The organism is Paenibacillus auburnensis (assembly GCF_927798115.1).
Classification (GTDB): domain Bacteria; phylum Bacillota; class Bacilli; order Paenibacillales; family Paenibacillaceae; genus Paenibacillus_AQ; species Paenibacillus_AQ auburnensis.
The window spans coordinates 142821-165431 of the sequence record NZ_CAKMMG010000005.1 but is presented as its reverse complement, the minus strand read 5'-3'; the positions used below and the strand labels follow the sequence as shown (position 1 = coordinate 165431).

The following is a 22611-nucleotide window of genomic DNA, read 5'->3' as shown; positions in this document are numbered from 1 at the left end:
AGCTATGAAAAAAAGAATATTGAAACCCGAGTACCTGGTGGCTCTTGCCGGCTGCGGCCTAATTCTCTACCTGCTGTTCCTGCAGCCTTTTGTCGGGGTAGCTGATAACGGGGATTTCAAGCGGATGATGGATACCGTCGGGCTGAATTACTATAATGCTGCTGAAAGCTATGCTGACCGTTTTTTCAGCTTCAGCCATGCAAGGTTTTCCTATGAAAATCTGTTTCAAGGCTTCTACCCTTCCTCGCAGATTCTGCTGGTACTGGTTCCGAGACTCCTCTCCGGCGTATTTCATGGCAGCTATTTTGATATCCGCCTGCTGGGAGCGGTGTATGGGCTGCTGCTGCTTGCCGCGACCTGGCTGATTGTGAAGCTCGGGGCTAAGTACTCTGCGGTGACAGGATTGCTGCTGGGAGCCGGAATGTTGTTTGTCTTTTATGATATCGGATATTTGGCGTATTTCAATTCGCTCTTCGGCGAACCGGTGTCGATGGTATCGATGCTGCTTACGTTTGCGCTGGGTCTGAGGCTGACGGTACAGGAAAGGCCAACCCGGAAAGGGCTGACACTGTTTTTTATAGCTGTATTGTTCCTGATCTGCTCCAAAATCCAGAATGCTCCGGTCGGGCTCGTCTTCTCATTGATTTTTTTGCGGCTTGGCGCACTTCCCGGGGAGGGGAACTTCCGGAGGCTGGCCCGCCGGTTCGCGGTGGCAGTGGCGCTGGTCTCGGTAGTTCTGTATATGGCGGCTCCCAAGGAACTCAAGCATATCAATCTGTACCAGACTGTGTTTTTCGGGATTCTGAATGATTCACCGGATGTACGCGGGGATCTGCGTGATCTGGGACTGCCGGAACACCTTGAGGTGCTGGCGGGAACGAATTATTTCCAGAAGGATACCGCCATCAAGCAGGATGATCCGTCGCTTACGCCGGACTTTTATGACCGGGTCTCCCATAAGGATGTGCTCTTCTTCTATATTAAGCATCCCGTACGGCTGATAGAGCATATGAAGTATGCGGCCAAGAACAGTATGGACATCCGCCCGCAATATCTTGGAAACTATGAGAAGTCGGAGGGAAAGCCGGCTGGTGCATTGAGTCAGACCTACAGCGTCTGGAGCCAGTTTAAAGACAAGCATATCCCGCATACCCTCGGCTTCCTTATCCTATTCTATCTGGTGTATTACGCCGGAGTGTTGTTCCATTATTTCCGTACAAAAGAGCTGGCGGGCCGGATCGCCGGTGAACTGCTGCTGCTGATCGGGCTGATCGGACTGTTCTCTTTCCTGGTGCCGGTCCTCGGTGACGGCAGGGCGGATATCGGCAAGCATCTGTTTTTGTTCAACGTGAGTTTTGATCTGATGGCCGTGATCATGTTCGGCGGACTTGTGCACATTGCCGTAAGCATGGGCAGACGTATTTATGGGACTTTGGGGAATTGACCCACTGTTAAATATCGAATACAATGTGTTTGGAACTTTAGTAAAAGTTTAACAAATGGCTGTACAGCCTCATCTGAGTTAGGGGGCCGCTATGGGGAATGATGATCACAGGGATCGAATTGAGCAGGCAAGGCAGGAGCTGAACAGGCTTGCCCTGGAATTTGGAATGCAGGATATAAGAGTACTCCGCCAATCCGTGAAGCTGGATGCACTGCTGAATGAATATACCGACTGCCTCACGGACAAAGACGATGTGCCTTATTAGGAAAATAATAGAATAGGGAGCTTTATAACTTAGACATCTGGACGGTTATCCCGTCCGGATGTCTTTTTTTGTGTTTGTTGGCGGTATGGGCAGGGTGGGCAGGGTGGAAAAGTTGGAAAGGTTGGCAACAAAGGTGTTTTTCCCTTTGATTTCGCGCTGGCGGGTGGAATGGACGGAAACAAAGGTATTTTTACCTTTGATTTCGCGCTGGCGGGCGGAATGGACGGAAACAAAGGTATTTTTACCTTTGATTTCCCGTTGGCAGGCGGAATGGACGGAAACAAAGGTATTTTTACCTTTGATTTCGCGCTGGCGGGCGGAAAGGGCAGAAACAAAGGTATTTTTAAAACTTTCCAGAGGGGCAATGTGACACGGTACAAGTGTATCCCAGTGGAAGGAATCGGCAAAGGTTCGGGCAACCCGGGTGATCGACAGGGGGCATCTGCCAATTTCTCGTCGGTCGTGGCAGATGTCCATGAGGCGGATGCTGACTCCGCATATAGTACTACTGTCTTGAGAATATGACGGGGCAGGGTGAAAGCCGTGAAAGCAAAAAAGAGAAGAACGCGTCCGCGGGATTATCGGGACGGCTATCAGGAAGGATACCGTCTCGGCTTATGTGAAGCTGTGAAACGCCTGAATTCTCCGGAGGTGGCAGCATGCCGGCCGTTTAAGCTGATGTATGTGCCCCAGGGCTTTGAGGCGATAGATACAGGGATCGCAGAAGCACTCAGGCTGCTGGTGAGTGAGCTGGTGCTCAGCACACCTGAGACGATGCTGGAGGTTGCGGCGCGGGAAATGCCGGGAGCAGTTCTCGTCATGAACGGACTGCATGTGTTTCCGGAGAACCATCTGGAACAAATTGATGAAATCAAAAAGCTTGGGATTCCTACGGCAATCTGGTTTGCGGATGACCCTTACTTTACCGAAGATACCTCCGTCATCTGCCTGCATTATGATCACGTATTTACGCATGAGCTGGGATGTGTGGAGTTTTACCGCTCGCTCGGGGCGGGCTCTGTTCATTACCTTCCGCTCTGCGTGAATCCCCAAATGTTCTATCCGCGCAGGACTGGACCGCAGCATCAGTTTGATATTGTGTTCATCGGCAACGCCTTCCGCAACCGTACTGCACTGTTCGACGAGCTGGCGCCCTATCTTAAGGGCAAGAAAGTGCTGATCGCCGGCGGCTTCTGGGAGCGGCTGAGCCAGTTCGAAGAGCTGTCGCCTTTCATTAGAAGCGGCTTTATCCCGCCGGAGGAAACGGCGAATTATTACAGCGGTGCTAAGCTGGTCATTAATATCCACCGGCCGTGGGAGGGCGGGCAGGATAACCGCAACACCTTTCAGCTGCCGTCACGCTCTATTAATCCCCGAACCTATGAAATCAGTGCCTGCGGAACCATGCAGCTGACAGATATCCGCGAGGATTTAGGAAGCTATTACCGCCCGGGCCATGACTTAGAGACCTTCGCCTCCACCGAAGAGCTGAAACGCAAAATCGACTATTACCTGAAGCATGAGAAAGAGCGCCGGAAGTTTGCCCTACGGGGGCTGCAGACAACACTGCGTCATCATACATTCACCGCAAGGCTGCCTCAATTGTTGAATGTGATTACTTCACAACTGTGAAATCAGAATGGGATGAAGGAGCGATTACTCATGAACAATGAATTTATAATGCCCGCACCTCCGCTGCCGCGGACACCGGCGGAAGAAGAAAAGCTGCGCGGACGCCTGACCGGCTTCAAGATAGGCTACGATGAGGGATATTTACGGGGCAGGCTCGCCATTCTGGACGGCCGTCCGGAGGAGCCGATTCCGGTGCGGAACCTTCATGTGATGTATGTAGCCTCGGGCAAAGGCTATCCTTATTCACCGCTGGATGAAGCCGTTCTTTATGCGCTGCAAAAACTGACGACCCAAGTCACTATTACCGATGTCCGCCAGAATCTGGTGGGGCTCGCAGACGCGCAGCGGCCTGATCTGGTGCTGGTGCTGGACGGTCTTGAATTGCCGCTTGATCAGGTTGCCGAGCTGCGGGGCAGGGGCATTAAGACCGCGATCTGGCTGACGGATGATCCGTATTATACAGATTTCACGATTAATATCGTAGCCCATTACGACTATGTGTTCACACTGGAGCGCAATTGTGTGGAAATATACCGCGGCCTTGGCTGCACTGAGGTACATTACCTGCCTTTTGCCGCCCATCGGGAGCACTATCGCCCGACGACAGGACGTTCACCGGTACAGCGGGATGTCAGCTTCATCGGCTCCGCCTACTGGAACCGGATCAATTTCTTCCGTGACATTATGCCGGAGCTGATGAGCTACAACACTGTCATTAACGGCATTTGGTGGGACCGTCTGCCTGAGGCTCCGCTGTACGGGGAGCGTATTGAAATCGGCAAGTGGATGACCCCGCAGGAGACTGCAGTCACCTATAGCGGCTCCAAGATTGTTATTAATCTTCACCGTGCCCATGTGGATGAATTGGATAATAACAATAAGCTGTATATTCCGGCGGCCTCACCCAATCCCCGCACCTTCGAAATCGCAGCCAGCGGTACGCTGCAGCTGAGCGATGCCAGAGATGATATGGGCACCTTCTACAAGGTCGGTGAAGAAATTGATACCTTCTCAAGCCCGCAGGAGATGATGGATAAAATCCGTTATTACCTGACCCATGAGGAGCAGCGGCGGGATATGGCACTGCGCGCCTTTGAACGGACGTTGAAGGATCATACCTACACCAAGCGCCTGAACCAGCTGTTAACCATAATCTACGGCTAACTGGCAGCGGCGGGCAAAATGTGAAAATGTGCGCTTACCAGGGGACAGGTGTCGTGCCGGCATCTGTTCCCCCTAAATATACTGAGTACTGACCTTGGCGTTCGCCCCCTTACCAGACGCAGCCAGGGTCAGCTTCAACTGAAACAAGTGGCAAGGAAAACAAAGCGGATGCTTTCGAAGCGGGTTTTACTGCGAAGAATTAATCCTGTAGCTGATGCTTCATAAAACTAAGCGAAGGCTTCCGAAGCGAGTTTTACTGCGGAGAAGTGCTTCGTAGCCTAAGCTTCGTAAAACTAAGCGAATGCTTCCGAAGCGAGTTTTACTGCGAAGAAGTGCTTCGTAGCCTAAGCTTCGTAAAACTTTGAAGGAGGTGAATGGTCGCTCGAGGCCCCTTGCCAGGGAGCGCCGAAACACCATGGCCGACAAAGCTACAATTGTCCTCTTTTCCCACGTTTCCAATACACGCAGTATAACGGGTGCAGAGAAGCTGCTGCTGTTCTTCGCCCGGGAGCTGTCTTCCTATTTCAACTGTATTCTCGTAGCCCCCCAGGATGGGAAGCTTACCCGTAAGGCCCGCAGCTCCGGGCTGAGTGTACAGGTGATCCCGATTCCTCTGGTTTACGGAATGTATACCCCTTATGCCGGACTGGAGGCGGATATCCGCAAGCTTCAGGAGAGCCGGGAATACCGCGAGCTGACAGACTGGCTTGCCGCGCTCCGGCCGGCATTCATTATTTCAAGTACCTGTGTGCATGCTTTGCCGGCGATGGCGGCGAAGTCTCTGGGCATTCCAGTCGTATGGAAGATCTCCGAGACGATCACCGACAACGATTACACCGGAATCAGCGTGGAGCTGATCCACAGGAACAGCGATGAGATACTGGCCATTTCCCATACGGCAGCGGCTTGTTTTCCGGAGGATATCCGTGAAGGCAAGGTGACACAGATTCCGCCGTCCTGGAATGACCAGGAAATGATGGTGGAAGCCTGGAGTACGCTCCGGAGTGAACGGCGGCGGGAACTGCGGGTAGCGCCCGGAGAACCGCTCATCGGCTATATTTCTTCTTTCATTAATAAAGAAAAAGGACTGGAGCATTTCGTCAAAATGGCGGTCCTGGTGAGCGCGCAGCATCCGGATGCCAAGTTTCTGGTCATCGGCACTCCGGGAGACAAAAGCTATTATGAACGCTGCGTCCGCAAGGTGAAGCTCGAGGGGCTGACCTCCCGGTTTAAATTCTACGGCTATGAAGAATCGCTTCCTTCCGCCTATTGCGCCATGGATCTGCTGGTTGTCCCCAGCCTGATCCGCGAAGGCTTCGGCATGACGGCGCTGGAAGGAATGGCCTTTGGCAAGCCGGTTGTCGCCTATGACTCCGGCGGACTGTACGAAGTGCTGCATTCCGCCGGCTGCGGCGGGCTGCTCGCCCCGGCGGCGGACATCGGCGCACTGGCCGAGCGCGTAAACAGCCTGCTGGCGGAGCCGAACCTGGCCGCCGCCATCGGCAGTCAGGCGCGGGAGCGCATCGACGCCGTCTACGGACCGGCGGCTTACCGCACGCGCCTGCAGGGGCTCGCGGAGCGCTGGCAGCTCCGCTACTGCTCCGCGCCGCCTGAGTCCGGCGGCGCCGAACCCGCCCCACCCGTGCCTCCGGCACCGGGGGGCGTCGAACCGGCGGCGGCCGCTGCGAAGCCGCCGCGCAAGGCACGCCGCGCGGCACGGCTGCGGCGCGCGAAGCTCCGGCGCGGCAAGCTGAGCCGCGCCAAAGCCCGGGCGCGCCGCAGCAAGCGCCGGGGAACGGGCCGGCGCGCAGGAGGCACCGCGCGCCGCAAAAGCAGCCGCGGCCGCAGGCACCGCGGCAAGCGGACCGGGCGGCGCGCGCATAGCCGCCGGTAGCCGCGCCACAGGCAAGGCGCGGCCGGCAGCCGGGCTGCTGTAGCAGCAACAGACATCAATTCACCCTGCCCTATTTGTAAGGCAGGTCAACCTCAAAGGGGAGTGAACCCATGAAGATCATGACGATTTTGGGCACACGGCCCGAGATTATCCGCCTCAGCGTGATCATTCCGCTGCTCGACGAGCATGCGGAGCGGCATGTGCTGGTGCATACGGGCCAGAACTTCACGGCCAGCCTCAGCGGGATTTTCTTCGCGGAGCTGGGGCTGCGGGCACCGGACTATGTGCTGCAGGATAAGCAGGCGGGACTGGGCGGGCAGCTGGCTGCCATGTTCGGAAGTCTGGAGAGCATCCTGCTGCAGGAGCAGCCGGACCGCATTCTGCTCCTGGGGGATACGAACAGTGCGCTGTGTGCCATTCTCGCGGAGCGGATGGGCATTCCGGTAGTGCATATGGAGGCGGGCAACCGCTGCTACGATTTAAAAGTGCCGGAAGAGAAAAACCGCCGTGTCATAGATGCCGTTTCCACCATTAATATGCCTTATACGCAGCAGAGCAAGCGGCATCTGGTCAGCGAAGGGTTCCCCAGCCAGCGTATCGTGCTCACCGGCAACCCGATTCATGAAGTCATTACACATTATCAGGCGCAAATCAGCAGCAGTGATATTCTATCCCGCCTGAACCTGACGGCAGGCCAGTATTTTCTCGTGACCGCCCACAGGGCGGAGAATGTGGATGATCCTAAAGCGCTGCTGCAGATTATGTCAGGGCTCAATCTGGTGGCTGAGCATTTTGGACTCCGCCTGATCTGCAGTATACACCCCCGCACCCGCTCCAAGCTGACAGAGCAATTCACGCTGACTATGAACCCGCTGGTGGAATTCCATGAGCCTTTCGGATTTTTTGATTTTGTCCATCTGGAACAGTATGCCCTCTGTGCGATTACCGACAGCGGAACCGTCCAGGAGGAATGCTGTCTGATGGGTGTGCCAACCGTAACGATCCGCAGGACGACTGAACGTCCAGAGACGGTGGATTGCGGGAGCAATGTAGTGTCGGGCGTGGAGCAGAACAGCATTCTGCGCTGTACCCGGCTGATGACGTCGCTAAGTCCAGAATGGGAGGCACCGGAAGGATATTTGACACCGGATGTCTCGGCTAAAGTAGTTAAATTTTTGCTTGGAGGGAACCTGCATGTTTAATAATAAACGGATTATGGTCACCGGCGGAACGGGTTCCTGGGGGCATGAACTTATCCGGCAGCTTCTGCCGCAAAATCCTAAAGAAATCATTATCTTCTCCCGCAGCGAGTCTGCCCAGGTAGCGATGAGCAGGGAATTCGAAGATAACCGCCTCAGCTTCATTATCGGAGATATCCGAGACAAGGATGCGCTGGTGGCTGCCTGTCGCGGGGTGGATTATGTGTTCCATCTGGCTGCGCTGAAGCATGTTCCGGTATGCGAGGATCAGCCGTACGAAGCCCTCAAAACGAATGTGGTCGGCACCCAGAATGTGATTGAAGCGGCAATTGCCAACAACGTAGAGAAAGCGATCTACATTTCCACCGACAAAGCTGCGAACCCGTCTAACTTCTACGGCATGACCAAAGCCATCGGCGAAAAGCTGTTCGTGTATGCCAATCTGCTCGGCTCAGGCACCCGGTTCGTAACGGTGCGCGGCGGTAATGTGTTGGGAACCAACGGCAGTGTGGTGCATCTGTTCATGAAGCAGATCAAGGATAAGGGCCAGGTACGCATTACCGATATGAAAATGACCCGGTTCTTCTTCACGCTCCGCGATGCGATCACCCTGCTGTTCAAAGCTTCCGAGGTCAGCATCGGCGGGGAAATCTTCGTCATGACGATGCCGACATGCCGGATTGTTGATCTGGCCGAGGTGCTGATCGAAGCCTCCGGGAGAAACGATGTCAGCATTATTGAAGCCGGCATCCGTCCCGGGGAGAAGATTCATGAAATTCTGATGAGTGATTTCGAGAGCCTGACTACGGTCGTTTACGATGAGCAGTACCTGGTCATTCTCCCGACGCTGGATATGCCTGAACTGAAAGCCCATTACCGGAATTATCCGCATGTGTCCTTCAACAGCTTCAGCTCGGAGAATAATCTGATGGATCAGGAGGAGATCAAGAGCATCCTGATCCGGGGAGGGTTCCTAGAGTGAAACTGCTTATCCTCGGCGGAAACGGTATGGCGGGTCATATGCTGGCGGCGTATTTTCGCCGCCAGGGCAAACATCACGTCTTCCATACAACCCGGGATAAGAGCGATCTTGGCGGGCTGTATGTGGATGCCGATGATGTTGCCGGCGTAGAGAAGCTGGTCGAAATGGTCTCCCCTCATTGCATTATCAATGCACTTGGGGTCCTTAATCAATTTGCCGAACGTGACCGGATCGGCGCTTATCATGTGAATGGATTTCTGCCTCACCGGCTGCGCCGCGTTGCGGACGCGGTGCATGCCCGGCTGATTCATATCAGTACCGACTGCGTGTTCGAAGGAACACGCGGCGGTTATACGGAAGAGGATACGGCCGACGGCACTTCCGTCTATGCCATTACCAAAAGCCTGGGTGAAGTCAGAGCACCCGGCCATCTGACGATCCGCACCTCCATCATCGGTCCGGAGATCCGGAGCGGCGGCATCGGGCTGATGGAATGGTTTTTGGCCCAGAAAGGCCCGGTCCCCGGTTATGAACGGGTCATGTGGAATGGAGTGACCACGCTGGAGCTGGCCAAAGCGGTTGACAAGATGCTGGATTCACAGGTATCCGGCCTGATTCATCTGGCCCACCCTGAACCGCTCAGCAAATACGAGCTGCTGCTTCATATGCAGCATGCATTCCACAAACAGGATGTCGAGATCGTGCCGGATTCTGTTCATGTTCAGGATCGTACACTTGTGAGTACGAGAAGCGATGTTCATTTCGAACTTCCTTCCTATCCCGTAATGCTCTCAGAGCTGGCGGAGTGGATGAACCAGTCAGCGATGTCCACATGAAGGGGCGGAGGCTGCTGATTACCGGAGCCGCCGGCTTTACCGGACGGCATGCTGTAGCTTATTTCCATGCTGCAGGAGCGGAGGTAACGGCTGTGGTACGCCGTCAGGCCGCCTTATCTGCGGGCTTTCCGGAGGGTGTCAGGATGCAGGAATGCGACCTCAGCGACCGGAAGGCTGTTGCCGCAATGATAGCTGAGGCCGCGCCGGACGAGGTGCTGCACCTGGCGGGCAAGAACTCCGTTCCGGAATCCTGGCGGGATCCGCTGCTCTATATGGAGACCAATGTAATGGCTACCCTGTATTTGCTTGAAGCGCTCCGTGCCCGGCCGGCAGGCCGGATTCTGGTAGCCGGCTCCAGGCTCAAATACAGACCCGGAACAGCCGACGGGCCGCCCCATCCGTACAGCTTCAGCAAAACGCTGGAGGAGCTGGTGTCACTGGCCTGGGGGACGCTGTTCAAACAGCCTGTGCTGCTGGCAGAGCCCTGCAACCTGATCGGCCCCGGCCCTTCGACCGGCTTCTGTTCTTTGCTGGCGCAGCATGTCGTGCGCAGTGAAGAAGCTGCGGCAGGAAGGAATACAGAGCCGCAGACGTTCAAGCTCTCTTCAAGGCATGTGCTGCGGGATTTTTTGGATGTGCGTGACGCCGTGCGGGCTTACGACTACATTCTGCGCCAGGGCAAGGCCGGGACCGTCTACCGCATTGATTCGGGAACTCAGCGGAGTCTGGGGGATATTGCCGGGAAGCTGCTGGCTCATGCGGAGGCACCGGTCTTAATGGACTGGGGGGCGGATACTGTGGAAGAACAGCCGGTGAAGCCGGCAGCATACGGTGAACCGGATGCTGCCGACGGCCCGGAAAAGAATGCCGCTATCCTTGGCTGGAAACCGGAAATCAGCCTTGAGCATTCCATTCAGGATATTGTCGACTATTACCGTTCCGGCAGGGGAGGAAGTTTGTCATGAACATGAATGTTCCGAAGGTCTCGGTTATTATTCCGTTTTATAATTGCCCCTATATTGAACAGGCGCTGCAAAGCGCCTTATCCCAATCCTGGCAGCCTTATGAGATCATCGTAGTCGATGACGGATCTACGGCTCATGCGGACCGGATTGCTCCGTATCTGAACCATATTCATTACCTCGGCAAAGCCAACGGGGGAACAGCCTCTGCACTGAATCACGGGATTATCCATGCTACGGGGGACTATATTGCCTGGCTCAGCTCGGATGATATGTTCTACCATGACAAGATCAACAATCAGGTAAAGTTTATGGAACAAAACGGGCTCCTGATTTCGTATACGAACTTCAACTATATTAACGGGGAATCGCAATTGACCGATATGAACGCTTCACTTGTATTTCCGGACCAGCTGGAATTTTTACGCTGCTTCCTGCAAGGCAATCCCATCAACGGCTGTACGGTGATGTTCAAGCGTGAGCTGTTCGGAGCTATCGGCTTATTTAATGAGTCACTGCCTTACACGCATGATTATGATTTGTGGTTCCGGGCGATTCTTAATGGTTACCCGCCGGTTATGCTGAACCAGTCCTTAACGGCCTATCGGCGGCATAGCGGAATGGGCACACTCAAGCATTATGACGTCATTATGGCGGAAGCCGCCGCGACGAACAGCCGCTATCAGGGAATGCTGCGCGGACTAATTGCTTCTATGGGCGGATGAGTACATGTATATCATTTGGGGGAGGAGAGCCTATGTACCGGGAAATTGAAGTGTATGACTTCCTGCCGGTTCTGCTGGAGCAGCTGAAATTCTCCGAGAGTATTCTGGATATCGGCAGCGGCACAGGTACACTGCTTGAACGTTATGAGGCTACTCTGGTGATTGGCCTGGACATTCACAGGCCTTATCTGCTGCACCGCAAATACAAATCACCGCATATTATTCCGCTTCACGCAGATGCCGGCCATATTGATAAGCTGTTTCTGCCGGGAACCTTTTCGGCGGTTACACTGATAGATTCCCTGGAGCATTTCACCATGGATGAAGGAATGGAGCTTCTGAGAAAAGCAGAGATGATTGCCTCTAACCGTGTAGTCGTGTTTACACCGCGCGGCTTTTTTCCGCAGGAAGGAACGGATCACTTTCATTTGCAGGGCGAGTATTATCAGAGGCACTGGAGCGGCTGGGAGCCGGAGGATTTTCTCAAGCTGGGGTATTCGGTTACGGTGCTTAAAGGGTTTCACCATGCCGAGAATCCGGCCTTCCGGGAAGCGTTCGGGCCAGACCACCAGCCGCTGGATGCTTTACTCGCCTGCAAAACAGTCTAGCCTACGAATTCGGGAAGGAGGTGAGCACATGAATCAGCAATCCAAGGTTTCGGTGGTCATCCCGTTTTATAATTGTCCTTATGTTCATCTTGCGGTGGAAAGCGTGCTTGCCCAGACTTATCCGGATATTGAGCTCATTGTGGTGGATGACGGTTCAACCCAGCATGCCGAGAAGCTCGCTCCATTCATGGACAGAATCAGATATATACACAAGGCAAACGGCGGCACAGCCTCGGCACTCAACCGGGGAGTAATGGCCGCCAGCGGAGCATATTTTGCCTGGTTAAGCGCGGACGACGTGTTTCACCCGGATAAAATAGAGCGGCAGATGATAGCCCTCACCCAGACAGGCACCTCCTTTAATCATACGGCTTATTACTACATTAATGAACACGGGGAGCGGGTCTCCGAGGTGATTCGTGTCCTGCTATCCGGCCGGACCGAAATGATCGCGACAATGATGAAGGGCTGTCCGGTTAACGGCAGCTCTGTTCTGTTCGATATGGATATTTTCCGCAAAGTAGGACTGTTCAATGAAAGTTTCCTGTATACCCAGGATTATGACCTGTGGCTGCGTATTCTGCCGTACTACGAATGGTCCTATATCGGGGAGCCGCTGCTGGATTACCGTGTCCACAAGGAGATGGGTTCAGTCATTCACAATGAAGCGCAAATCCGGGAGATTGAAGTCGTACAGGCAAGACACAACGGGGTTCTCGCCCAGCTGCTGAGAAAGGAGAGAGGGCAATGAGGCTGACATTCCCGATTCTGACGTTGTCCAGGGGAGGCGCGCAGCGGATGCTGGCGGAATTAGCCAACCGGCTGAGCGACATCGGCCATGAAGTGGTGATCCTTATGCCCAGCGGAGGCAATGTGGAGTATGAGATGAAATGCAGGGTAGAATTCGGCCGGGAGATAGAAAAACTGTCAGAGGATGATTTTCCCTACGGTGATGTCATCATCTCGAATTACTATACCACTGTACCAGCAGCCCAGAGGGCGAGCGAGCAGGGAAAGGGGCTGCACATAAGGCTTGCGCTTTGCTATGAACCAACCTTTCTGCCTCATAATAACCAGTCTTTTGCTTCCTACAGCATTACCCGCAATCTGATGGTGCTGTCACGCTGGCAGCAGGAAATTATCCGGCTCAACCATGGCATCAAAGGGAGAATTGTGCCGGTTGGCGTAAACGCTGACTTCACTAATATGCATATGCGCGAGGCAGCGGGCAAAAGTCTTGTCGTATCCGCAATCCTGCGCAAGCCGGAAGGCGGATTCTCCGGCCACCGGGAGCAGGAGTATCTGCTGGAGCAGCTAAATAGGGTTAAGGAACTGCACCCCGAGGTGGATATTTATCTGATTACACCTCCGGGTGAATATGCTGAGTCAGCTGCATTGAAGATGATGCTGAATGATCACCGCTACCATTTACGCACGCCCTCTAATGATACGGAATTGAGCTATCACTATAATGAAAGCGACATTTTTGTCAGCTCCAGCACCTTCGATTCCGGCTCTCTGCCTGGCCTTGAGGCGATGCGCTGCGGGGCAGCGCTGGTTACGGTCTATTCAGGAGGCAATATGGAGTACTGCAGGCACGGCCATAACTGTCTGATGTCCTACCGGTACGAGAACAGGCTTGGCCAGGATATTATTTCATTAATCCGCGACAAGGAGCTGCGCGAACGTCTTGCCCGCAAAGGGGAGAATGATTCCTTACAGTTCACCTGGGACAGAAGCGTGCAGATTTTCCAGTCTGAGCTGTTTGAGATGGTCTCGAAGCAAGGATGAACCTGGCCAATCACATGCAAAAAAAGAACCTTCAACCCCGGTAATGCGTGACCCGGCAGGCTTGAAGGCTTTTTTGCTGATAAGGATTAGAAAATAGCGAAGGAATTCAGCATTTCACGGAAGGATTGGGCATAACGCTCAGAGCCGAAACGTGAAACCATATGCATTCTGCCCTGGCTCTGGATACTGCTGCGCAGCTCCAGATTATTCATGAGCTCCAGACCTTCAGTGACAGCGGCCTCAACATTGCCCAGCGGATAAAACTTGCCGGAATAATTATGGACTATAAAGGACCGGACACCGTCGGAGTCGGTGCTAAGTACGGGGCAGGTACAGCAGACGGCTTCCGCAACTGCATAACCGAAACCCTCCGTGATCGACGTTGACAGCAGGAAACCGCCGGAGCTGGCAATAGAAGAATAATAAAGGGGCATAATATGGTTGGGAATGTTGGTGAACACCACAAGCCGGTCATTCAGTCCCAAGGCATGCAGTTCTTCATGGAACAGCTGCTTCTGTTCCTCGCTGGCAAGTTCGGGATCATGGAACATCCAGAGATGCAGATTGGGTTTGTGGCGGCGGATCTGATGGGCAATCTTCAGATATTCACTCCAGTTCTTGTTGGTTTCCAGGCGTCCTACCCAGGCGATTACCGGGTCACACGGGGGTTCGCCGGGGCGGAACCTGAAGGACTGGACATCGACAATATTAGGAATGACATAACGCTGCAGCCAGGGGCAGATAGAGATGAATAGTTCCAGCAGATGATCAGTAGGCGGAATCAGCACGGCATTACAATAGGAACGCAGATAAGGAACGGCATCTATAATCATATCCTTCGCATCACTGCGTCTTCCGAGTCCCTGGGATTCGTATATCAGAATGCCTCTATAGCCCAGCAGGCGCAGGCGTTCCATCAATAAGTAATCGGAGGTTACAATAATGGCGTCGAAACGCTCTTTTTCAAGCAGCGTGCGGATTTCTTCATCCCCTGAAGCGATGTATATGGGATAGTTCGGCTGGTTTTGGTTTGAGGAACCCGGCATGAGATACAGAACGTGGCACTCAATGCCCTCGCGCTGCAGACTCTCACACCTCAGCGTGTTCAGGGTCTCCACCCCGCCGCTGGGTACATAAAACGTAAATAGAACCTTCATGCTCACCCCTCCTGAGTTCACCTTGCGGAGCCCTACTGTCTATAGGATACGCGAATCTTTCTCAGCGCGTGACAGTGAACCGGAGGATGTGCCAAATCCTTTCAGGATAGCCCTGCCTACTGCAGGCTATGCTAAGCCTTGTTACGCTGCACATCACAGTCTAGAGATGGAGGATGAATTCATGTTGCGATCAAAGCTTAGCACGTCAGTTACAGCCGCGCTGCTCCTGGGGATGGTCAGCCTTACAGGCTGCGGAACCAACAATTCGGCAAACAGCACGGATGTGCAACCGAACAGTGTCCGGGGAACACATGACGGACGGATTCAAGTGAATTCGGTTAAGAATAATAATAATTCCTATGACAAAATGGAGATGAGTCAGGAGCTTGCCGACCGTGTCGCCGCAATGCCAGAGGTAAGCACTGCAAATGTTATGGTGGTCGGAACAAGCGCTTATGTTGCCGTAAAGCTTGACGAAACAAACGGGAAGCCGAATACTTTGGGCACTAATAACCGTACTTATAACAATGGCAACAGATTCCAGAACAATACTTCCGGCATGCTTTCCGGCACCGGCGGACCGATGACTAACGGAATGGGTGCAGGGAATGGAACTGGCGGAAGAGGAACGGTTAACGGCACTCCCGGCATGACCGGCATGGGCGGATCCATGAATGGCATACCGCAGAGCAATACCGGGACAGGGACGGTAGGAGGAGCCGGGACCGCGAATCCGGGAGCCTATCCGGGCAACGGCGGAAACGGGATACTATCCGGCAGCAATTATACCGATGGAACCCGTATGAAGCGGGATATCGATGATAGTATGGGAACCGGGATCGGCACTCGCAGTGTCGCTCCAAATAACAGCTATCAGATGAATGATAACAATGACCTGACTACGGATATGAAGGATAGAATCGCTTCCGTAGTGAGAAAGCAAAATACGGGCATCAGGAATGTCTACGTTTCGGCTAATCCTGACTTTGTGGAACGGGCCGATTATTATGCTCAAGAATTCCGTGCTGGCCATCCGCTCAAAGGCTTTGCCAAGGAATTCGGCACCATGGTTGAACGTATTTTCCCTGCCAACAGCGGAAAATAAAAGCTTCAGCCGCATAAAAATGGCTGGAGCTAGTATGCCTATAAACGGTTTGGGCTATTCTTTACGTGCGGCCCTGCGCCACAATAAAAAGCAGCCATCCTGTGATGGCTGCTTCCTTAGGTTTATAAGCGGTTATAAGCGGCATGGTGCCGGTTACCGGACCGCGACTTTGCGGCCGTTAATCCATACTCCGCTCAGATTCAGTGCTTCATCCAGCAGCAGAATATCGCCCCGTTTGCCGGCTTCCAGGGATCCGATGGTCCGCTGAAGGCCAAGGGAAACGGCAGGTGTAAAGCTGGCCGCTCTTGAAGCTTCTTCGAGACTGAGGCCCACTTCCTGAATAAGAAAGCGGAAGCCGCGGATCATCGTGAGCGTGCTTCCGGCCAGTGCCTCGGGATTATCCTTCAACGTGGCAACACCACCTTTAACAAGCACGGGCAGATCGCCAATCGTATATTCTCCGTCGTCCAGTCCGGTTGCGGACATCGCGTCGGTAATCAGCAGCAGATTAGCACTCTTCTTGAGCCGGGCGACAATTCCGATTGCCGCCGGATGCACATGAATACCGTCAGCAATGACCTCAGCACGGATCCGTTCGTCGAACAGTACTGCACCGGCAGCTCCCGGCTTGCGGTGATGGAGCGGGGTCATGGCATTGAACATATGCACAGCCTGATTCAGCCCGGCATCCGCCGCAGCGGTAACTTCCTCGAAGGTAGCGTTGGTATGTCCCAGAGCAGCTGTAATCCCGTGCTTCCGCAGCCAGGAGATTGCCTCCAGCGCACCTTCACGTTCCGGTGCTAAGGTAACCTGGCGGATCATTCCCGGGTACTGCTGCTCCCACGCTTCCAGCCATTCAATGTTGGCAGGGACAATATGCCCGGGATTCTGTGCACCAGGCCATTTGGGACTGATAAACGGCCCTTCCAGATGCACTCCGGCTAGCTGCGCATAAGGCATTTCTGCCGCCCGGTAAGCATTCACTTCGGCCAGCACCCGGTCAATATCCGCTTTGGCAGCGGTCATGGTCGTGGCCAGCATGGTGGTGGTTCCATGCGAAGCGTGAAACCGGGTGATGGTCTCCAGGGAATCGCTGTCGCTGTACATGAAATCGTAACCGGCTCCGCCATGCACATGCACGTCGACAAAGCCGGGAATCAACAGGCCGCTGTTCTCTTTACATCCAACCGGCCAGTGGGCATAAGCCTCGGGCAGCCAGGCAGCTTCTCCCGCATACTGGATGACTCCGCTGGAGACAGCGAGCACCCCCTGTTCTACCAGCCCTGAAGGGGTCAGCACTTTTCCGTAGAGCAGCTCACCGGAAGGGGTTATTTCAGCCATTTTGCAGCTCCTTTATCCAGCAGCACGACAACATTGGGATGGCTCTGCAGCAGCGAGGCGGGGCATTGGGTGGTAATCGGACCTTCCAGCGCATTTTTAACTGCTTCCGCCTTCTCTTCACCACGCACCAGCAGGACTATCTGCCGTGCTTTGAGGATACCTCCGATGCCCATTGTCACCGCCTGGCGGGGTACATCATCCAGCTTGTCGAAGAAGCGGGCATTAGCTTCCCGGGTTTCTTCCAGTAGGTCGACCACATGAGTTCCGCTGCTAAGACTCGCGTCCGGTTCATTGAAGCCGATATGGCCGTTGCTGCCGATGCCGAGAATCTGCAGATCCACCGGACCGTTCTCCTCCAGCATTTGGTCGTAGGCCAGACACTCGGCAGTAAGATCGGGTGCATTGCCGTTAGGGACATGAGTACGGGCAAGGTCGATGTCCACATGATTGAACAGATGGCCGTTCATGAAGCTGCGGTAGCTCTGGGGATGATCCTCCGGCAAGCCAACGTATTCATCCAGGTTATAAGATGAGGCTTTGGCAAAGCTGACAATGCCTTTGCGGTGCATTTCAACCAGCCGGGCATATACGCCGACCGGAGAGCTTCCGGTAGCCAGGCCGAGCACGGCTTTGGGATTGCTCTGCAGCAGGCTGACGATCAGGTTCGCACCGGTTTCTGTGAAATCTTCTTCATTATTGAATTTAAGAATGTTCATTAGGATTGGCCTCCCCGTTTATGACGGTAATGTTGGACATTCAGATAAGACTGTTCAAGCTTAGGGATGAAATCCCCGAACCGGGTACTGACCATCCCGGTAAACAGGATATCAATGATATGCAGCTGTGCGATCCGCGAAGCCATATCCCCCCGGCGCATTCCCTGCTCCAGTGAGGAGGAGAATAAGGGGATGCCGGCCAGCGTAGCCAGTGTGCTGCTTCCGTATGAGGTGAGCGAAATGGTGGAAGCGCCGCTGGCTCCGGCACAGGCTAACGCATCAATGGTTTCCGGGGTTTCGCCCGAATAAGAGACGGCAAAGGCTACATCACCCTTGGAGAGTGAGGAAGCGGAAGTGATCTGCATATGTGAGTCAGCAAAAGCAGTGCAGTTCACACCAATGCGGATCAGCTTCTGGTAGAAGTCCTGAGCGACGATCGACGAGGTCGCCATCCCGTAAAGATCGACCCGGCGGGCGTTGCACAACAGATCAATCGCACTTTGCAGCCGCTCCAGGTCAAGCAGCGAGGTGGTATCCCGGATGGAGGTCAGGTGATTGGCCTGCATTGCTTCAACAATGACCGATAACGGATTTCCGGCGACAATGTCCTGATAGGAGGATCCGCCCTCCTGCGGAGAGGCATCGCTATGCGCAAGCTCTGCCGCCAGCTTGACCTTGAAATCAGGGAAGCCTTTGAAATGCAGGACTTTGCAAAAACGTGTAATTGTAGCCGGGCTGATCCCGCACTGCTCGGCCAGCTCTGTGATTCCCATATGAACCACTTCTCCGGGGGAGGACAGGATGCGCTCCGCCAGCTTGCGTTCCATCTGGGAGAAGCTTGCCTGCTCATGCTCCAGGGCATGTAGGATAGGAGACATTTCTCCACCTTCTTTTCTTCATGATGAACGTACAACAACTTCATAATTGAAATTATTTTTATTATTATGTGTATATTAGAGAAAATTATTTTCATAATCAGAATAAAACATATTCCTGCCGGATGCAAGCAAGAGTTTTTGCGGATACGAGCGGATATTAAAAGGATACAAAGTAAATATAAAGTAGATATAAAGTGGATATAGATGTGTTGACAGCTAACTAAGTGTAAGAAACGAAGGATCAACGGATGAGATATTAGTGGGAAACCTCCAACTAATCTCTCTTATTTCACCTAACAAGGTAATTTAGGTGGAAAATCTCCCGCTAACACTCCAAAAAATACTGACATTGAGCCATACGTAAGATATTAGATGGAGAAAATCCGACTAGCGTCTGTCACCGTCCCGTGGAGAGGAAATTAGATGGAGAAAATCCCATTACTGTGCCTTCATCCAGTTAAAGCGAGCGTTCCTCATTTAGAGTCCTCATTCCAAGTAGCTAGGGTAATGAAAGTTGGATTAACAGATAAAAGTTAGTGGAAAATGCACGGATGGATGTTGGATACGCTGGATGGGAGAGTGGGAGACAGATAGGTAGATGTGGGACAGATGTGCGGATCGGCAGAAGGGTAGAGAGGGGATTGGGGGATAGAAGAACGGATAAACAGCCCAAAAAAGCGGAGAACCTCCCAAACCTTCGGGCATGATTCTCCGCTCTTATAACCCCTGATTATCGGGGATTCAGCTAGTTATGATATTAGTTAGCCGGACGCGTTTTCCTGTTAGTTCTGCCGCGCAGCATCTCCCAGAGGATGAACACCAGGACCACAAGCTGAGGCAGCAGTGTTTCCCAGGTCGGAAACAGCCCGAGCCAGCTTACGGCAGGTAATGTGTTCTCCACATGCGCGGGTAGCTTGCCGGCCACCTGGAGCGAATGAAGGCTCTCGCCAAGGAAACGGAAGACCAGATAATAGATCAGCAGGGTGGCTACGCGGAAGAACGCAGCAATCGGCAGCTTGGCGCTCAGAGCGATAATAGCATACCCCACGATAATCAGTACGGCCAGTGCGGACCCAATCCCGAGCAGCAGCTGCGGGGTTGTAATGGAGGAAGCCATCCCGGCATAAAAAATCGTTGTCTCCGCGCCTTCCCGCAGAACGGCCAGGGCCGCTACGAAAAACAGAGACCACAGACTGCCTTTGGCCAGCGCGCCATCCACCTGCCGTCCAACGTACCGGTTCCAGGCGGCAGTGTTCGATTTGTTGTGCATCCAGCGTCCGATGGTGAGCATCATTACTACGGCAACAAGTCCGGTAATTCCTTCTATGAGCTCCCGTGCTCCTCCGGAAGCCGCTTGGGATATCGTAAGCGTAAGGAGGAAGGCAAGACCTATACTGAGGATAAGACCGGATGCAGCACCTGACCAGACCCAGCGCTGAGTTTTTGGACCGCCTTCTCTTTTGAGATAGGACAGCAGGGCAGACAGTACCAGAATCGCTTCGAGCCCTTCACGCAGCAGAATCAGGGCAGCATCCCAGGCGGTGTAGGTTGTCTCACCGGCCAGGGGCGTCAGCTCCGCCAGCATGTTATCGATCACTTTCAGTGCTTCTTCAAGCTTGGGCGGATCGGAGAGCAGCTTGCCGGTGACGTCTGCACTTTCATTCTCGATATTGGTGTACGTTTTGGGCGAGGCAATTTGTACCTGGCCTTCAGCCGATGGCCAGGCGACGATGAACTGCTCCATGATACCGGCAGCACCGGAGCTATCCCCGGCTGTAGCGGCAGCGGATGCTTTGTTCAGGTAGCTGATCAGCCCCTCGATGGAAGCAGGCTCCGCTGACGAATCTCCCGCAGCAATGGCTTTGCCTTCGCTGTAATCGGAGAGCAGCGTATAAAGCGCCTCCGCTTCGGATTTGGCCGCTTCTTCACGGAGCGGCTCGGCCTGCAGCGCGATCCGCAGCAGGCTGATCTTCGTCTCCAGCTGGGCGTAGACCGCCGGATTGTCGACCCGGATGCCGCGCTCCGCAGGCGCCCAGCTGTTCACGACGGTGCGGTACGCCTCAGCCGCCGCCGTCCAGTCGGCGCGAAGCGCCGCATCCCGCGTCGCCTGGGCCGCGGGCAGCAGCTTCGCCGCCGCGCTGCGCCCGGCGGCGCTGGCGTCACTGCCGCCTGACGCGGCAGTGACGTACGCGTCCACGCTTCTCGCGAGCGTGGACAGTGCCTTAGATGCGGGCGTCTCTTCGCCCGCATCTAAGGCGAACGCCGCAGCTGCGAGTGCGGCGTCTACCTCGGCAGCCGGACCGGCGAGTGCCGGGTCCGGCGTGCCTTCGTTCGCGGTGCGCCACAGCGCTGCGAACGATTCCACATCGGCGGCGGCCGCGTCCCAGCGGCCCTGGCCGGCTTCGACGAGCGCGCTGCCGACCGGCGGCAGCAGCTCGTCCAGCGCCGGCTCCGCCGCCGCGGCGAAGGCTGCCGGCCTGCCGGGCAGCAGCAGGAGCAGGCCGCCTAAGAGCGCGGCGGCCAGTATACGGCGCCAATTGTTATGTAACAACCATCCCATAGGGGTAACCCCTTCCGTTCCATGATATTCGTGATCATATGCTTCAGCCAAGCAGCGTCTCCCCGATATATCCGCCTTCGCGGACACCCGGGAAGCAGGCAAAGACGGCACTGCCGGTATGGAGAATGTATTCATTCAGCATGTCGCTTTTGGCGAGGCGCTGCTGGATGCTGACGAACTGCTTCACCAGGTCCTTTTGGAAGCTGATGAACAGCAGACCGGCATCGAGCTGGCCTGTTTTGAGATTCATTCCGCTGGAGTACGAGTAGGAGCGGCGGAGAATCTTGACCGATCCGTCGCCGTGCGACAGCGCACTGTGGGAATTCGGTGGAACAACGGGCCGTCCGGCTGCGTCCTTCGCCTCCAGATTAAGGTCGGCGAATTCGTCCTTGGCACCGATCGGCGCACCGCTCTGCCGGTACCGACCGAAGGTATTTTCCTGATCGCTCAGCGGGGAGCGGTCCCATACCTCAACGCGCAGCTGTACGCGCCGTACGGCCATGTAGGTGCCGCCGTTCATCCAGGCGGGACCGTCGCCGCTGCCGCTCCAGACGATTTCCTGCATCGCGGCTGCATCCGTCACATCCGGATTGCCGGTCCCGTCCTTGAAGCCCAGCAGATTGCGCGGCGTGCCGCCTTTGGGATCGGCGCCGCCGGTCCGCTGGAAGCCCTCCTGCGTCCAGCGCAGCACAGCTGTGCCGCGGGCGATACGCGCCAGATTGCGGATGGCGTGGAACGCCACCTGTAGATCGTCGGCGCAGGCCTGCACGCAGAGATCGCCGCCGCACCACTGCGGCTCCAGCGCATCTCCCGCAAAAGCCGGAAGATCCGCAAACGTAGACGGACGCTTCGAAGCCAGCCCGAAACGTCCGTCAAAAAAGGCAGGCCCAACCCCAAAGGTAAGTGTACATTTGGAGGGGGAGAGCCCGTCGGCTTCTCCGGTATCGGACGGAGGCAGGTTGGGGTTGTCATTGACGTTGCCGATCAGGCTGCCTGAAGTGAGCGCGGCGGCTGCAGTGGTCCATGCTTCCAGCAGCTGCTTCACCTCGGCGAGCTTGGTTGTCGTCAGATCAAAGGCCGCAAAAACGATGAAATTCTGCGCAGGCGTCAAAATTCCGCTCTGATGACTCCCGTAGAACGGGATGGTGTCAGCATTCGCAGCCAGTGCTGCGGGGGCCGGCTCGGACGCCTTACGGGCAGCGATGATGCTGCCTGCACCGGTCCCGCCCAGCAGCAGCCCCAGGCCGCCGACGCCGGTAAGCCGTAGCATATCGCGCCGGCTTAATTTTTGGTCCATTAATCCTTCACTCGGCTTCGCCACGGGTTTTGCGGATTTATCCTTTTTCATACCG

At 54.8% G+C, this 22611-nt stretch carries 21 protein-coding genes; 14 read left to right on the top strand and 7 right to left on the bottom strand.

Annotated features, from left to right (window positions below; all coding sequences use genetic code 11):
- Positions 1 to 4 precede the first annotated feature (4 nt).
- Both wsfD and L6H70_RS18110 read left to right on the top strand, forming a co-directional pair.
- On the top strand, positions 5 to 1444 hold the full coding sequence (gene wsfD / locus L6H70_RS18115; protein ID WP_236335399.1) for a glycan biosynthesis hexose transferase WsfD: 1440 nt from the start codon (positions 5 to 7) through the stop codon (positions 1442 to 1444).
- Between the two features lie 91 nt (positions 1445 to 1535).
- Positions 1536 to 1709, top strand: coding sequence for an aspartyl-phosphate phosphatase Spo0E family protein (locus tag L6H70_RS18110; RefSeq protein WP_082452049.1), 174 nt, complete (start codon positions 1536 to 1538; stop codon positions 1707 to 1709).
- Between the two features lie 45 nt (positions 1710 to 1754).
- Here L6H70_RS18110 and L6H70_RS18105 read toward each other — a convergent pair whose 3' ends face one another.
- Positions 1755 to 2186: a hypothetical protein gene (locus L6H70_RS18105; protein WP_236335396.1), complete on the bottom strand. Its 432-nt coding sequence runs from the start codon at positions 2184 to 2186 to the stop codon at positions 1755 to 1757.
- Between the two features lie 57 nt (positions 2187 to 2243).
- Between L6H70_RS18105 and L6H70_RS18100 the strand changes: the two genes are divergently transcribed.
- From L6H70_RS18100 to L6H70_RS18050, 11 genes are all read left to right on the top strand, one after another.
- Entirely contained in the window at positions 2244 to 3341 is a 1098-nt protein-coding gene (locus L6H70_RS18100; RefSeq protein ID WP_423802852.1) for a CgeB family protein, read from the top strand.
- A gap of 30 nt (positions 3342 to 3371) precedes the next feature.
- On the top strand, positions 3372 to 4505 hold the full coding sequence (locus L6H70_RS18095) for a CgeB family protein (protein WP_236335392.1): 1134 nt from the start codon (positions 3372 to 3374) through the stop codon (positions 4503 to 4505).
- A 415-nt stretch (positions 4506 to 4920) separates the two neighbouring features.
- Entirely contained in the window at positions 4921 to 6399 is a 1479-nt protein-coding gene (locus L6H70_RS18090; protein ID WP_236335390.1) for a glycosyltransferase family 4 protein, read from the top strand.
- Between the two features lie 110 nt (positions 6400 to 6509).
- Positions 6510 to 7601 (top strand): non-hydrolyzing UDP-N-acetylglucosamine 2-epimerase, encoded by a 1092-nt coding sequence (gene wecB, locus L6H70_RS18085; RefSeq protein ID WP_236335388.1) that lies wholly within the window; start codon positions 6510 to 6512, stop codon positions 7599 to 7601.
- Entirely contained in the window at positions 7594 to 8580 is a 987-nt protein-coding gene (locus L6H70_RS18080) for a polysaccharide biosynthesis protein (RefSeq protein ID WP_236335386.1), read from the top strand. The genes wecB and L6H70_RS18080 overlap by 8 nt, the downstream gene beginning before the upstream one ends.
- Positions 8577 to 9416 carry a dTDP-4-dehydrorhamnose reductase family protein gene (locus L6H70_RS18075; RefSeq protein WP_236335385.1) on the top strand — a complete coding sequence of 280 codons (840 nt, stop codon included), beginning with the start codon at positions 8577 to 8579 and terminating at the stop codon, positions 9414 to 9416. The genes L6H70_RS18080 and L6H70_RS18075 overlap by 4 nt, the downstream gene beginning before the upstream one ends.
- Positions 9386 to 10381 carry an NAD-dependent epimerase/dehydratase family protein gene (locus tag L6H70_RS18070; RefSeq protein ID WP_236335380.1) on the top strand — a complete coding sequence of 332 codons (996 nt, stop codon included), beginning with the start codon at positions 9386 to 9388 and terminating at the stop codon, positions 10379 to 10381. Before L6H70_RS18075 ends, L6H70_RS18070 begins: the two co-directional genes overlap by 31 nt.
- A complete protein-coding gene (locus L6H70_RS18065; RefSeq protein ID WP_423802850.1) occupies positions 10378 to 11103 on the top strand; it encodes a glycosyltransferase in 726 nt (241 codons plus the stop codon). The genes L6H70_RS18070 and L6H70_RS18065 overlap by 4 nt, the downstream gene beginning before the upstream one ends.
- A gap of 32 nt (positions 11104 to 11135) precedes the next feature.
- Complete coding sequence (locus tag L6H70_RS18060) at positions 11136 to 11711, top strand: class I SAM-dependent methyltransferase (RefSeq protein ID WP_236335378.1); 576 nt, start codon at positions 11136 to 11138, stop codon at positions 11709 to 11711.
- 28 nt (positions 11712 to 11739) lie between these two features.
- Positions 11740 to 12462, top strand: a complete 723-nt coding sequence (locus L6H70_RS18055) for a glycosyltransferase family 2 protein (RefSeq protein WP_236335377.1) — start codon at positions 11740 to 11742, stop codon at positions 12460 to 12462.
- The gene (locus tag L6H70_RS18050) at positions 12459 to 13502 is read left to right on the top strand and encodes a glycosyltransferase family 4 protein (RefSeq protein WP_236335376.1); all 1044 of its coding nucleotides are present in this window, start codon (positions 12459 to 12461) and stop codon (positions 13500 to 13502) included. The genes L6H70_RS18055 and L6H70_RS18050 overlap by 4 nt, the downstream gene beginning before the upstream one ends.
- A gap of 86 nt (positions 13503 to 13588) precedes the next feature.
- On the opposite strand, the gene L6H70_RS18045 is transcribed toward L6H70_RS18050, so the two are convergent.
- Complete coding sequence (locus L6H70_RS18045) at positions 13589 to 14659, bottom strand: glycosyltransferase family 4 protein (protein ID WP_236335375.1); 1071 nt, start codon at positions 14657 to 14659, stop codon at positions 13589 to 13591.
- A 181-nt stretch (positions 14660 to 14840) separates the two neighbouring features.
- Between L6H70_RS18045 and L6H70_RS18040 the strand changes: the two genes are divergently transcribed.
- Positions 14841 to 15764, top strand: a complete 924-nt coding sequence (locus L6H70_RS18040) for a YhcN/YlaJ family sporulation lipoprotein (protein ID WP_236335374.1) — start codon at positions 14841 to 14843, stop codon at positions 15762 to 15764.
- A gap of 153 nt (positions 15765 to 15917) precedes the next feature.
- Here L6H70_RS18040 and nagA read toward each other — a convergent pair whose 3' ends face one another.
- The 5 genes from nagA to efeB all read right to left on the bottom strand — a co-directional run bounded on the left by nagA (position 15918) and on the right by efeB (position 22607).
- The gene (gene nagA, locus L6H70_RS18035; protein ID WP_236335373.1) at positions 15918 to 17105 is read right to left on the bottom strand and encodes an N-acetylglucosamine-6-phosphate deacetylase; all 1188 of its coding nucleotides are present in this window, start codon (positions 17103 to 17105) and stop codon (positions 15918 to 15920) included.
- Complete coding sequence (gene nagB / locus L6H70_RS18030) at positions 17093 to 17821, bottom strand: glucosamine-6-phosphate deaminase (RefSeq protein ID WP_236335372.1); 729 nt, start codon at positions 17819 to 17821, stop codon at positions 17093 to 17095. The genes nagA and nagB overlap by 13 nt, the downstream gene beginning before the upstream one ends.
- The gene (locus L6H70_RS18025; RefSeq protein WP_236335370.1) at positions 17821 to 18699 is read right to left on the bottom strand and encodes a MurR/RpiR family transcriptional regulator; all 879 of its coding nucleotides are present in this window, start codon (positions 18697 to 18699) and stop codon (positions 17821 to 17823) included. Before L6H70_RS18025 ends, nagB begins: the two co-directional genes overlap by 1 nt.
- 757 nt (positions 18700 to 19456) lie before the next feature.
- Complete coding sequence (locus L6H70_RS18020; RefSeq protein WP_236335369.1) at positions 19457 to 21259, bottom strand: FTR1 family iron permease; 1803 nt, start codon at positions 21257 to 21259, stop codon at positions 19457 to 19459.
- 43 nt (positions 21260 to 21302) lie between these two features.
- Positions 21303 to 22607 (bottom strand): iron uptake transporter deferrochelatase/peroxidase subunit, encoded by a 1305-nt coding sequence (gene efeB / locus L6H70_RS18015; protein ID WP_236335368.1) that lies wholly within the window; start codon positions 22605 to 22607, stop codon positions 21303 to 21305.
- Between the last annotated feature and the right edge of the window lie 4 nt (positions 22608 to 22611).

What these genes read in the sequence shown, in the direction of transcription:
- L6H70_RS18045 (WP_236335375.1), bottom strand. Translation starts at nt 14,659, where the DNA reads ATGAAGGTTCTATTTACGTTTTATGTACCCAGCGGCGGGGTGGAGACC.
- nagA (WP_236335373.1), bottom strand. Translation starts at nt 17,105, where the DNA reads ATGGCTGAAATAACCCCTTCCGGTGAGCTGCTCTACGGAAAAGTGCTG.
- L6H70_RS18090 (WP_236335390.1), top strand. Translation starts at nt 4,921, where the DNA reads ATGGCCGACAAAGCTACAATTGTCCTCTTTTCCCACGTTTCCAATACA.
- L6H70_RS18095 (WP_236335392.1), top strand. Translation starts at nt 3,372, where the DNA reads ATGAACAATGAATTTATAATGCCCGCACCTCCGCTGCCGCGGACACCG.
- L6H70_RS18060 (WP_236335378.1), top strand. Translation starts at nt 11,136, where the DNA reads ATGTACCGGGAAATTGAAGTGTATGACTTCCTGCCGGTTCTGCTGGAG.
- L6H70_RS18040 (WP_236335374.1), top strand. Translation starts at nt 14,841, where the DNA reads ATGTTGCGATCAAAGCTTAGCACGTCAGTTACAGCCGCGCTGCTCCTG.
- L6H70_RS18055 (WP_236335377.1), top strand. Translation starts at nt 11,740, where the DNA reads ATGAATCAGCAATCCAAGGTTTCGGTGGTCATCCCGTTTTATAATTGT.
- L6H70_RS18065 (WP_423802850.1), top strand. Translation starts at nt 10,378, where the DNA reads ATGAACATGAATGTTCCGAAGGTCTCGGTTATTATTCCGTTTTATAAT.
- nagB (WP_236335372.1), bottom strand. Translation starts at nt 17,821, where the DNA reads ATGAACATTCTTAAATTCAATAATGAAGAAGATTTCACAGAAACCGGT.
- wsfD (WP_236335399.1), top strand. Translation starts at nt 5, where the DNA reads ATGAAAAAAAGAATATTGAAACCCGAGTACCTGGTGGCTCTTGCCGGC.
- efeB (WP_236335368.1), bottom strand. Translation starts at nt 22,607, where the DNA reads ATGAAAAAGGATAAATCCGCAAAACCCGTGGCGAAGCCGAGTGAAGGA.
- L6H70_RS18050 (WP_236335376.1), top strand. Translation starts at nt 12,459, where the DNA reads ATGAGGCTGACATTCCCGATTCTGACGTTGTCCAGGGGAGGCGCGCAG.
- L6H70_RS18025 (WP_236335370.1), bottom strand. Translation starts at nt 18,699, where the DNA reads ATGTCTCCTATCCTACATGCCCTGGAGCATGAGCAGGCAAGCTTCTCC.
- L6H70_RS18105 (WP_236335396.1), bottom strand. Translation starts at nt 2,186, where the DNA reads ATGGACATCTGCCACGACCGACGAGAAATTGGCAGATGCCCCCTGTCG.
- L6H70_RS18080 (WP_236335386.1), top strand. Translation starts at nt 7,594, where the DNA reads ATGTTTAATAATAAACGGATTATGGTCACCGGCGGAACGGGTTCCTGG.
- L6H70_RS18020 (WP_236335369.1), bottom strand. Translation starts at nt 21,259, where the DNA reads ATGGGATGGTTGTTACATAACAATTGGCGCCGTATACTGGCCGCCGCG.
- wecB (WP_236335388.1), top strand. Translation starts at nt 6,510, where the DNA reads ATGAAGATCATGACGATTTTGGGCACACGGCCCGAGATTATCCGCCTC.
- L6H70_RS18110 (WP_082452049.1), top strand. Translation starts at nt 1,536, where the DNA reads ATGGGGAATGATGATCACAGGGATCGAATTGAGCAGGCAAGGCAGGAG.